The organism is Zestomonas carbonaria, from assembly GCF_904061905.1.
In the GTDB taxonomy this organism is placed as follows: domain Bacteria; phylum Pseudomonadota; class Gammaproteobacteria; order Pseudomonadales; family Pseudomonadaceae; genus Aquipseudomonas; species Aquipseudomonas carbonaria.
Genome location: NZ_CAJFCI010000058.1, coordinates 38,066 through 48,555 on the forward strand (window position 1 = coordinate 38,066; position 10,490 = coordinate 48,555).

At 67.0% G+C, this 10,490-nt stretch carries 10 protein-coding genes; 6 read left to right on the forward strand and 4 right to left on the reverse strand.

Going from position 1 to position 10,490, the window contains the following annotated elements; translation table 11 throughout:
- The first annotated feature begins 97 nt into the window (after positions 1-97).
- Positions 98-757 carry an OmpA family protein gene (locus PSEWESI4_RS14845; protein WP_187671987.1) on the forward strand — a complete coding sequence of 220 codons (660 nt, stop codon included), beginning with the start codon at positions 98-100 and terminating at the stop codon, positions 755-757.
- 560 nt (positions 758-1,317) lie between these two features.
- Here the strand turns inward: PSEWESI4_RS14845 and PSEWESI4_RS14850 are convergent.
- The 4 genes from PSEWESI4_RS14850 to PSEWESI4_RS25330 form a co-directional block, all read right to left on the reverse strand.
- Positions 1,318-2,229 carry an acyltransferase gene (locus PSEWESI4_RS14850; protein ID WP_187671988.1) on the reverse strand — a complete coding sequence of 304 codons (912 nt, stop codon included), beginning with the start codon at positions 2,227-2,229 and terminating at the stop codon, positions 1,318-1,320.
- A gap of 278 nt (positions 2,230-2,507) precedes the next feature.
- Positions 2,508-4,598, reverse strand: coding sequence for a phosphate acetyltransferase (pta, locus tag PSEWESI4_RS14855; RefSeq protein ID WP_187671989.1), 2,091 nt, complete (start codon positions 4,596-4,598; stop codon positions 2,508-2,510).
- Positions 4,599-4,751: 153 nt separating this feature from the next.
- Positions 4,752-5,939 carry an acetate kinase gene (locus tag PSEWESI4_RS14860; protein WP_187671990.1) on the reverse strand — a complete coding sequence of 396 codons (1,188 nt, stop codon included), beginning with the start codon at positions 5,937-5,939 and terminating at the stop codon, positions 4,752-4,754.
- A gap of 2 nt (positions 5,940-5,941) precedes the next feature.
- Positions 5,942-6,217 (reverse strand): DUF3565 domain-containing protein, encoded by a 276-nt coding sequence (locus PSEWESI4_RS25330; protein ID WP_187671991.1) that lies wholly within the window; start codon positions 6,215-6,217, stop codon positions 5,942-5,944.
- A 12-nt stretch (positions 6,218-6,229) separates the two neighbouring features.
- Here PSEWESI4_RS25330 and PSEWESI4_RS14870 point away from each other — a divergent pair, with 12 nt between their 5' ends.
- The 5 genes from PSEWESI4_RS14870 to PSEWESI4_RS14890 all read left to right on the forward strand — a co-directional run bounded on the left by PSEWESI4_RS14870 (position 6,230) and on the right by PSEWESI4_RS14890 (position 10,333).
- Positions 6,230-6,715 (forward strand): FKBP-type peptidyl-prolyl cis-trans isomerase, encoded by a 486-nt coding sequence (locus PSEWESI4_RS14870; protein ID WP_187671992.1) that lies wholly within the window; start codon positions 6,230-6,232, stop codon positions 6,713-6,715.
- Between the two features lie 204 nt (positions 6,716-6,919).
- A complete protein-coding gene (locus PSEWESI4_RS14875; RefSeq protein ID WP_187671993.1) occupies positions 6,920-7,402 on the forward strand; it encodes a glutathione peroxidase in 483 nt (160 codons plus the stop codon).
- 131 nt (positions 7,403-7,533) lie between these two features.
- Positions 7,534-8,271, forward strand: a complete 738-nt coding sequence (locus tag PSEWESI4_RS14880; RefSeq protein ID WP_187671994.1) for a nitroreductase family protein — start codon at positions 7,534-7,536, stop codon at positions 8,269-8,271.
- A 313-nt stretch (positions 8,272-8,584) separates the two neighbouring features.
- The gene (locus tag PSEWESI4_RS14885) at positions 8,585-9,175 is read left to right on the forward strand and encodes a TetR/AcrR family transcriptional regulator (RefSeq protein ID WP_187671995.1); all 591 of its coding nucleotides are present in this window, start codon (positions 8,585-8,587) and stop codon (positions 9,173-9,175) included.
- A 51-nt stretch (positions 9,176-9,226) separates the two neighbouring features.
- Positions 9,227-10,333: an NADH:flavin oxidoreductase gene (locus tag PSEWESI4_RS14890; RefSeq protein WP_187671996.1), complete on the forward strand. Its 1,107-nt coding sequence runs from the start codon at positions 9,227-9,229 to the stop codon at positions 10,331-10,333.
- Positions 10,334-10,490: the final 157 nt, after the last annotated feature.

Genomic DNA, 10,490 nt, shown 5'->3' on the forward strand with positions numbered 1-10,490 from the left:
CTCGGGCTGGTACCCTTGCGCGGAACTTCGCCGAGGCGCGGAGTTCGAAGTGCCGGGCCGAGTCCCCGACAACAGAACACAGCGAAAGGAAGTACCTATGAAGAAGTGGCGTAACCTGACCGCCCTGGCTGCCGGCGTCGCACTGCTGGCGGGCTGCACCACCAACCCCTATACCGGCGAACAACAGGCCGGCAAGGCTGGCATCTACGGCGGTATCGGTGCGGTGACCGGAGCAGCCATCGGCGCTGCGACCTCGAGCAAGAAGGACCGCGCCAAGGGGGCGTTGATCGGCGCAGCGGTGGGCGGCGCGGCCGGTGGCGGCTACGGCTATTACGTCGACACCCAGGAAGCCAAGCTGCGCCAGACCCTGCAGGGCACTGGCGTGCAGGTGCAGCGCAACGGCAATGACCTGACCCTGATCATGCCGGGCAACATCACCTTCGCCAGCAACTCGGCGGACATCTCCAGCAGCTTCTACCCGACTCTCAACTCGCTGGTGCTGGTGTTCAAGGAGTTCGACAAGAACGGCGTCGACATCGTCGGCCACACCGACAGCACCGGTTCGCTGCAACTGAACCAGAGCCTGTCGCAGCGTCGTGCGCAGAGCGTGGCGTCCTACCTGGCCGCCAATGGCGTGGCCCCGGCGCGGATTTCCTCCTACGGCGCCGGCCCCAACCAGCCGATCGCCAGCAACGCCAACGAGGCGGGGCGCGCACAGAACCGCCGCGTGGAGATCAACCTGCGTCCGTTGCAGTAAAAGGTTCTCCTTCCGTGAGAAAGCCCGCCGATCTGGCGGGCTTTTTTGTTTTTGGGGGAGGGGCATGCAGATGCTGATGGTGCGGACAAGCAGGGGGCAGGGTGAGGGGCGGTGGAGTCTGTGCTGGCGGAGAGGTTGTGCTGGGTCGAGAGTCCGCTCCCTCACCCCAGCCCTCTCCCGAGGGGAGAATGGGCAGAAAGTGTGTGCCGTTATGGCCGTGCGATGCCGGAGGCGGCGGGTTTTCCGTTTCCAGGGTGGGGCGGTAATCACTAGAGATACGCCGGCAGCTCGGACAGACCCCTCTCCCACTGGGAGAGGGCAGAGGGGCGGTGGTGGGGATGGGCGAATGTGTTTCGTGACTCCGCTCCCTCTCCCCCAGCCCCTCTCCCGTAAACGGGAGAGGGGAGCAGTACAGCGCGGAACCGGACCGTTAGCACGGCCAGTTCCCTCTCCCATTCATGGGAGAGGGCTAGGGAGAGGGGCGAAGCGTCGGGTCTCACCGAACCTTATCTGGTAGCCCGGATGCAATCCGGGATGACGCCGATTCCCGGATTACAGGTTCAACCCTGCGCCGGCGGGAATTCCCGGTGCAGCCGCTCCAGCTCCTGGTCCTTGGCTTCCCACAACTGGTTGACCCATTGCTGGAATTCCAGGCGATAGGCCTCGTCGTTGTTGTAGTCGCGGCCGAGGAACTGGGTCGGGATATCCAGGCGGTGGTAGCGCACCACCACCTGGCGCACCTTGCCGCAGAGGAAGTCCCAGAAGCTCGGGTTGCCGTCCGGATAGTGGATGGTGATGTTGACCAGCGACTTGAGCTGGTTGCCCATGGCGTCGAGGACGAAGGCGATGCCGCCGGCCTTGGGCTTGAGCAGGTAGCGGAACGGCGAGCCCTGCTCGTCGTGCTTGGCCGGGGTGAAGCGGGTGCCTTCCAGGAAGTTGAAGATCGCCACCGGCACGTCGCGGAACTTCTCGCAGGCGCGGCGGGTGGTGCGGGTGTCTTCGCCGCGTTTTTCCGGGTGGCGCTCCAGGTAGGCCTTGGAGTAGCGCTTCATGAACGGGAAGTCCAGCGCCCACCAGCACAGGCCGATCACCGGGACCCAGATCAGCTCCTGCTTGAGGAAGAATTTGAAGAACGGCATGCGCCGGTTCAGCGTGTGCTGCAGCACCAGGATGTCCACCCAGCTCTGGTGGTTGCTGGTGACCAGGTACCAGCCGTCGTACTTGAGCTGTTCGCGGCCATTGAGGTTCCAGTCGGTCTTCTGCACCAGCCACATCCAGCCGCTGTTGCAGGCGATCCAGGCTTCGGCGATCCAGTTCGAGAGCAGGTTGCAGGCCTTGCGCATCGACTTGACCGGCACGCACAGCTTGACCAGCGCGACGAGGAACAGGAACCAGCACCAGAACAGGGTGTTGGCGAACAGCAGGAGCATGGCCAGGATGCCGCGCAGAGGGGCAGGCAGGAAACTCAGCATGAGGGACTCAGGCCTCTGAATGGGTCGGTGTCGCGGCCTGGATTCCTGGCCAGTGAATTTTTTCGCGGCAATAGTTAACGCTTGTGCACTGAACTGCAAGCGTGCTGTCGGACTGGCCGGTCATGCCGTAGGGGGGACCATGGAGCCGGGGGCCGTTGCTCCTGCTTTGTTCATTGGGTCCCCGCGTTCGCGGGGATGACGGGGACGAACCAGGCACACCTCCAACCCTGTCACTCCCGCGCACGCGGGAGTCCAGAAGACGCCGGCCACACGGCCGGTCAGTCCTTCGTCGCCGCCTGGATTGCGGTGAGGGCGATGGTGTAGACGATGTCGTCCACCAGCGCGCCGCGCGACAGGTCGTTCACCGGCTTGCGCAGGCCTTGCAGCATGGGGCCGACGCTGACGCAGTTGGCGCTGCGCTGCACCGCCTTGTAGGTGGTGTTGCCGGTGTTCAGGTCGGGGAACACGAAGACCGTGGCGCGGCCGGCCACCGGGCTGTCCGGCGCCTTCTGGCGGCCGACGCTGGCGATCGCCGCGGCGTCGTATTGCAGCGGGCCGTCGAGCGGCAGGTCCGGGCGCGCGGTGCGGGCCAGGCGGGTGGCTTCGCGGACTTTCTCGACGTCCGCGCCGCTGCCGGAGTCGCCGGTGGAGTAGCTGAGCATCGCCACGCGCGGCTCGATGCCGAAGGCCTGCGCCGATTCGGCGCTCTGCAAGGCGATCTCGGCCAGTTCCTCGGCATTCGGGTCGGGGTTCACCGCGCAGTCGCCGTAGACCACCACCTGGTCCGGCAGGAGCATGAAGAACACCGAGGACACCAGCTTGTAGCCGGGCGCGGTCTTGATCAGTTGCAGCGCCGGGCGGATGGTGTTGGCGGTGGTGTGGATGGCGCCGGAAACCAGGCCGTCCACCTCGTCCAGGGCCAGCATCATGGTGCCGAGCATCACCGTGTCTTCCAGTTGCGCGACGGCCATCGGCGCGTTGAGGCCCTTGCTCTTGCGCAGCTCGACCATCGGCGCCACGTAGCGCTCGCGGATCAGGTCGGGATCGAGGATTTCCAGCCCGGCCGGCAGGTCGATGCCGTGGGCCTTGGCCACCGCCTGCACGTCCTCGGGCTTGGCCAGCAGCACGCAGCGGGCGATACCGCGCGCCTGACAGATCGCCGCCGCCTGCACGGTGCGCGGTTCGCTGCCTTCCGGCAGGACGATGCGCTTGTTCGCCGCCTGGGCGCGCCTGACCAACTGGTAGCGGAACGCCGGCGGCGACAGGCGCACTTCGCGCGGCTCGCCGCAACGGGCGCGCAGCCATTCGTAGTCGAGGTGCCCGGCGACGAAGTCGGCGACCCGTTCGGCGCGCTCGCGGTCGTCCACCGGGATTTCCTTGTTCAGGCGGTTGAGGTTGGTCGCCGTGTCGTAAGAGCCGGTGCTCACCGTCAGCACCGGCAGGCCCCCCTGCAAGGCACCACGGCACAGCTCCATGATCCGCGTGTCCGGCGGGAAGTCGCTGCACAGCAGCAGGCCGGCCAGCGGTACGCCGTTCATCGCCGCCAGGCTGGCGGCGAGGATGATGTCGTCGCGGTCGCCGGGGGTGACCACCAGCACGCCGGGCTTGAGCAACTGCACGGTGTTGGCCACCGCGCGGGCGCAGAGCACGATCTGCAGCATGCGCCGCTGCTCGTAGTCGCCGGCGTTGAGCACCCGTGCGCCGAGCAGGTCGGCCACGTCCTTGGTGCGCGGCGCGTTCAGCTCGGCCTGCCAGGGCATGCAGCCGAGTAGCCGGAAGGCGTCGGTACGCAGCAGCGGCGACAGTTCGCGCAGGCGCTCGGCGAAGGCTTCGACGCCGCTGGCGTCGCGTACCTTGTTGATGATCACGCCGAGCACCTTCGGGTCCTGCGGGCCGCCGAACAACTGGGCCTGGATCTCGATGCGGTCGGCCAGTTCGTTGAGCGGCTCGTCTTCCGGCGCGGACACCAGGATCACCTCGGCGTCCAGGCTCTTGGCCAGGTGGAAGTTGACCCGCGCCGCGTAGCTGGCGTGGCGGGTCGGCACCATGCCTTCGACGATCACCACGTCCTTGTCCTGCGCGGCCTGCTGGTAGAGGTTGATGATCTGTTCGAGCAGTTCGTCGAGCTGGCCGTCGCCGAGCATCCGCTCCACTTCGGACAGGGCCAGCGGCCTCGGCGATTCCAGCCCGTGGGTACGGGCGATCAGTTCGCTGGAGCGCTCCGGGCCGAGGTCGCCGGCATGCGGCTGGGCGATCGGCTTGAAGAAGCCGACCTTGAGGCCGGCGCGCTCCAGGGCACCGACCAGGCCGAGGCTGATGGAGGTGAGGCCGACGCCGAAACCGGTGGGGGCGAGGAAGAAGGTTTGCATGCAATCTCCATTCGGTGGGAGCGGGTCCCGGTGACTCAAAAACGCTACAAGGGTTCGGTGATCGCCGTAGGGTGGACCGGGCGGCGCTCCGCTTCAGCCCGCCTGTTTCAGACGCGATTGGTGGGCTGAAGCCCACCCTACGGGGGCGGAGGTTCAGTCGTCGAGCAGGTCTAGGGTCTCCAGGGCGATCTGCCGTTCCTCGTCGGTCGGCACCACCAGCACGCGTGGATGGCCGGTCGCCTGGATCTCTCCACCGGTGCCGCGCACGCAGCGTTCGTTGGCGGTTTCGTCCAGGGCCAGGCCGAGCAGTCGCAGGTGGGCCACGGTCTTGCTGCGGATCAGGGGCGAATTCTCGCCGATTCCGCCGGTGAAGATCAGCCCGTCGAGATGCGGCAGCGCGCAGCTCATCGCCGCCAGGGACTTGGCCAGGCGGTAGCAGAACACCTCGATGGCCAGGGTTGCGCCGGCGTGGCCATCGGCGCGCGCCTGCTCCAGGCTGCGCATGTCGTTGGATAACCCGGACAGGCCGAGCAGGCCGCTCTCGTGGTTGAGCAGGCGTTCGATGCGCGCCAGGTCCCAGCCCAGGGTGCGCGCCAGGTGGCTGTGCAGGTTGGGGTCGACGTCGCCGCTGCGGGTGCCCATCACCAGGCCCTCCAGCGGGGTCAGGCCCATGCTGGTGTCGCGGCTCCGGCCGTCGACGATGGCGCAGGTCGAGCAGCCGTTGCCGAGGTGCGCCGACAGCCAGTTGCTGGCCTCGAACGGCAGCCCGGCCAGTTCCGCCGCGCGCTGGCCGACGTAGTGGTGGCTGGTGCCGTGGAAGCCGTAGCGGCGCAGGCCGTGATCGCGGTACAGCACTTCCGGCAGGGCGTAGCGGTAGGCGTGTTCGGGCAGGGTCTGGTGGAAGGCGGTGTCGAATACCGCGACCTGCGGCAGGTCCGGGTAGACCTCGATCGCCGCCTCGATGCCGAGCAGGTTGGCCGGGTTGTGCAGCGGGGCGAGCGGCGCGACGGCGCGGATCGCCTCGAGTACCTCGGCGTCGATGCGCTGGGCGGCGGTGAAGTGTTCGCCGCCATGCACCACGCGGTGGCCGATCCCGTGCAGCAGGCCGCCACTGGCTTCCCGCACCAGTGGCAGCAGGTGGGCGAGGGCGGCGCTGTGTCCGGCGTGGGGGATCGCCAGGCAGTCTTTCTCGTCGCCGCGCCGCCAGCGCAGCACCGCCTCGGGCTGGCCGAGGCGTTCGGCGATGCCGCTCAGGGGGAACTGCGCCTGCGCTTCGCCGACCAGGGCGAACTTGATCGACGAGCTGCCGCAGTTGATGACCAGGATGTTGCGTGCCGGCATGTTCAGTCTTCCTTGTGTGTCTCTTGGGCGCACCAGCCGCAGGCGAAGGCCTCGCCGATCCGCGCGGCGCGCTGCTCGGCGTCCTCCACCCAGGGCCGCGACTGCCAGGGTGGCAGATGGCGCAGGTGTTGGGTATGTCCGCAGGACAATACGGCCACCCAATGGCCGTCCTCGTCCCGGCGGAAGCCGACGATATGGGCGCCGGGCCGTCCGTCCGCGCGCGGGTCGCTTTCACCCGGGGGCTTGGTTAGACTTGCTCGTTCAACATTCTTTCGCAAAGGTCCACCCCCATGCAGATCGCCGCCAACAAGGCCGTGTCCATCGACTATACCCTCACCAACGACGCCGGCGAGGTGATCGACAGTTCCGCTGGTGGCGCGCCGCTGGTGTACCTGCACGGCGCTGGCAACATCATCGTCGGCCTGGAGAAGGCGCTGACCGGCAAGCAGGCCGGCGACGAGGTGGATGTCAGCATCGATCCGGAAGAGGCTTACGGCGAATACAGCGCCGAGCTGGTCAGCACCCTGAACCGCAGCCTGTTCGAAGGCGTCGACGTGCTGGAAGTGGGCATGCAGTTCCATGCTTCGGCTCCGAACGGCGGCATGCAGATCGTCACCATCCGCGACATCGACGGCGAGGACATCACCGTCGACGGCAACCACCCGCTGGCCGGCCAGCGCCTGAACTTCAAGGTCAAGGTGGTGAACGTGCGCGATGCCAGCGACGAAGAAATCGCCCATGGCCACATCCATGGCGAAGGTGGTCATCACCACTGAGTCCCCGGCTCTCCCGGAGAGCCTAGGGGCCCTCGTATCCACGGGGGCGATGAGCTGAAACGATGCGCCTGGGCTTCCGGCGTCCCCGCGAGAGCGGGCATCCGGAAGTCGGCCAGGCCGAGCAGTCTCCCGTCGAACTGCTAAGCTCAAACGACCGGAAAGGCGCCCTCGGGCGCCTTTTTTGTCCGCCATGGGGAGATCGACATGAGTGCCTTTCACGACATCAATCTACACGCGCTGGACGGTCAGGACCTGTCGCTGGCGCCGTTCAAGGGGCAGGTGGTGCTGGTGGTGAATGTCGCGTCGAAATGTGGTTTGACGCCACAGTACGCCGGCCTGGAAAACCTCTACCAGCAGTACCGTGACCGTGGTTTCAGCGTGCTCGGGCTGCCGTGCAACCAGTTCGCCGGCCAGGAGCCGGGCACGGAAGAGGAAATCCGCGAGTTCTGCAGCCTCAACTACGGAGTTACCTTCCCGCTCTCCAGCAAGCTGGAGGTCAACGGGCCGGGCCGCCATCCGTTGTATCGCCTGCTGGCCGGCGAGGGCGCGGAGTTTCCCGGCGACATCACCTGGAACTTCGAGAAATTCCTGGTCGGCAAGGACGGCCGCGTGCTGGCGCGCTTCTCGCCACGCACCGCGCCGGACGATGCGGCGCTGATCCAGGCGATCGAGAAAGCCCTGGCCTGAATCGCGTGCTCCCGGCCGGCAGCGGTCGGGAGCAGGCCATTTGCGCCAATCTGTCCCGCCTTTCCTTCCCTTCGCTTGTTGGCTGTTCCTCTCGTCGGCTTATATGGATGCCTTGCCCGAGGAGTCCGCCGATGACCAGCTTCCCCACCGACGAGCCCGTCGCCCAGGCATCGCCCACGGCCCTGCGCGCGCTGATCGAAAGCCGCCGCGCGGTGCGCCGCTTCACCGCCGAGCCGGTGCCCGACGCGGTGATCCGCGATTGCCTGGAAATGGCCGTGCTCGCGCCCAGTTCCTGCAACCTGCAGCCGTGGAGCTTCCAGGTGATCCGCGACCCGGCGCTGCTCGCACGCCTGCACCCGGTATGCCTGGGCCAGAACGCCGCCAGGGTGCCACTGCTGATCGCCGTGCTGGCGCGCCCGGATACCTGGCGCGAAGCCTGCGACAACATCCTCGAATACTGGCCGGAAGAGCAGGTGCCGGCACCGGTACGCGCCTTCTACTCCGGCACGGCGCAGTTCCAGTACAACCAGGGGCCGCTGGGCCTGCTCGGGCTGTTCAAGCGCCTGCTGGTGCGGGTGGTCGGCCTGCGCAAGGCGCTGATGCGCCGACCCAACAGCCTGGCCGAGATGCGCATCTGGGCGGTGAAATCCACCGCGCTGGCGGCGGGGAACCTGATGCTGGCGTTCCAGAGCCACGGCTACGCCACCTGCCCGATGGAGGGCTTCGACGAAGTGCGCCTGCGCAAGGTGCTGGACATTCCGCGTCGCGCTATTCCGGTCATGATTCTCGCTGTCGGGCGGCAGGGGGAGCGGGGCGTTTACAACCCGAGGCTGCGGTTTCCGCTGGAGCGGCATGTGAGTTGGTTGTGAGGGGGGGGATTGTGTGGGTGTGACAGGTTTGAGGAATGGTTGAGCTCCGCCCCTCACCCCAGCCCTCTCCGGGAGGGAGAGGGAGCCTGTCCGTGCTTCAGGTTGAGCACGTGCCAAACCGGCAACACCTAGCAAGTCCCCTCTCCCCCTGGGAGAGGGTTAGGGTGAGGGGCGGACTGTCCATAGACGTCAACCGTCCAAGCCACCACCCCGTCCCCGGATTACATCCGGGCTACCCTGCTCCCGATATCCCCCAATCACCAAGATCAATGATGCTGTCCAGGACGAGACGACCGGTCATATCCTGCCCGGCATGAACACCAGCACTCGACTCGACAAGCGTGACCTGATCCTCGCCAAGGGCGCCGAGGTGATGACCCGTCGTGGTTATCACGGTACCGGCGTTCAGGAGATCGTCCAGGCCGCCGGCATTCCCAAGGGCTCCTTCTATCACTACTTCGCCAGCAAGGAGGACTTCGCCCTGCAGGCCCTGGAACACGTCTACACGCCGCGCCTGGCGCGTTATGCGCAGGCCCTGGGCGATACGCGGCTGAGCCCGCGGGCGCGCATCCTCGGTTACTACCGCGAGCTGCTGGCGCATTTCGAGAGCCAGGAGAAGCTCGAGTACCACTGCTTCATCGGCAGCCTGAGCTTCGAGATGGCCGAGCTGCTGCCGGCCATCGGCGAACGGGTGGAGGAGGTCCTGCAGAGCTCGGTGAACATCCTCCAGCGTTGCCTGGAAGAAGCCCAGGCCGCTGGGGAGCTGCCCGCCGGGGAAGACTGCGCCAACCTCGCCAGCTTCATCGCCAACGCCTGGCAGGGTGTGCTGACCCGTCTCAAGGTCGGCAGCACCGCGCCCATGCACGACTTCGTGGAACGCCTGGAGCGCCTGCTGCAGGCCTGATTATTCGAAACCCCGACCGGTCGTCGTCCGGCCGGCATTCAGGAGACCCGCATGACCGTACAAGCCCTGTTCGAGCCCTTCCGCCTCGGCGACCTGGAGCTGCCGACCCGCGTGGTGATGGCGCCGATGACCCGCAGCTTCTCGCCGGGCGGCGTGCCCAACGCCAAGGTGGTCGAGTACTACCGTCGCCGCGCCGCCGCCGGTGTCGGCCTGATCGTCACCGAAGGCACCACGGTTGGCCACAAGGCTTCCAACGGCTACCCGCACGTGCCGCGCTTCTACGGCGACGACGCCCTGGCCGGCTGGAAACAGGTGGTCGACGCGGTGCATGCCGAAGGCGGCAAGATCGTCCCGCAACTCTGGCACGTCGGCGCGGTGCGTCGCCTGGGTGTCGAGCCGGACGCCAGCGTTCCCGGCTACGGCCCGACCGGCAAGGTCAAGGACGGCGTCGAGCTGGTCCACGAGATGACCCAGCAGGACATCGACGAAACGATCGCCGCCTTCGCCCAGGCCGCCCGCGACGCCAAGGCCATCGGCATGGACGGCGTCGAGATCCACGGCGCCCACGGCTACCTGATCGACCAGTTCTTCTGGGAAGGCAGCAACAAGCGTACCGATGGCTATGGCGGCAGCCTGGCCAACCGCTCGCGCTTCGCCATCGAACTGATCCGCGCGGTGCGCGCCGCGGTCGGCCCCGACTACCCGATCATCTTCCGTTTCTCGCAGTGGAAGCAGCAGGACTACACCGCCCGCCTGGTGCAGACCCCGGAGGAGCTGGGCGAATTCCTGGCGCCGCTGGTCGAGGCCGGCGTGGATATCTTCCACTGCTCGACCCGCCGCTTCTGGGAGCCGGAGTTCGAAGGTTCCGATCTCAACCTGGCCGGCTGGACCCGCAAGCTGACCGGCAAGCCGACCATCACCGTCGGCAGCGTCGGCCTGTCCGGCAGCGAGTTCATGCAGTTCTTCACCAACACCGAGGAAGTGGCGCAGCCGGCCGGCATCGACGGTCTGCTGGAGCGCCTGAATCGCCAGGAGTTCGACCTAGTGGCGGTCGGTCGCGCGCTGCTGGTCGATCCGGACTGGGCGCAGAAGGTGCGCGAGGGGCGTCAGGGGGACATCCTGCCGTTCAGTCGTGAGGCGTTGACCAGTCTGGTTTGAGGGTGTGGGGAGGTGGGTGGTTTGAATTGACTCCGCCCCTCACCCCAGCCCTCTCCCAGGGGGAGAGGGGACTCGTTCGGAGTTGCGGTTGAGCACGTGCTTGATCCAACGCTCGGACAGGCTCCCTCTCCCTCCGGGAGAGGGCTGGGGTGAGGGG

What these genes read in the sequence shown, in the direction of transcription:
- PSEWESI4_RS14875 (WP_187671993.1), top strand. Translation starts at nt 6,920, where the DNA reads ATGAGTGCCTTTCACGACATCAATCTACACGCGCTGGACGGTCAGGAC.
- PSEWESI4_RS14890 (WP_187671996.1), top strand. Translation starts at nt 9,227, where the DNA reads ATGACCGTACAAGCCCTGTTCGAGCCCTTCCGCCTCGGCGACCTGGAG.
- PSEWESI4_RS14845 (WP_187671987.1), top strand. Translation starts at nt 98, where the DNA reads ATGAAGAAGTGGCGTAACCTGACCGCCCTGGCTGCCGGCGTCGCACTG.
- pta (WP_187671989.1), bottom strand. Translation starts at nt 4,598, where the DNA reads ATGCAAACCTTCTTCCTCGCCCCCACCGGTTTCGGCGTCGGCCTCACC.
- PSEWESI4_RS14880 (WP_187671994.1), top strand. Translation starts at nt 7,534, where the DNA reads ATGACCAGCTTCCCCACCGACGAGCCCGTCGCCCAGGCATCGCCCACG.
- PSEWESI4_RS14885 (WP_187671995.1), top strand. Translation starts at nt 8,585, where the DNA reads ATGAACACCAGCACTCGACTCGACAAGCGTGACCTGATCCTCGCCAAG.
- PSEWESI4_RS14870 (WP_187671992.1), top strand. Translation starts at nt 6,230, where the DNA reads ATGCAGATCGCCGCCAACAAGGCCGTGTCCATCGACTATACCCTCACC.
- PSEWESI4_RS14860 (WP_187671990.1), bottom strand. Translation starts at nt 5,939, where the DNA reads ATGCCGGCACGCAACATCCTGGTCATCAACTGCGGCAGCTCGTCGATC.
- PSEWESI4_RS14850 (WP_187671988.1), bottom strand. Translation starts at nt 2,229, where the DNA reads ATGCTGAGTTTCCTGCCTGCCCCTCTGCGCGGCATCCTGGCCATGCTC.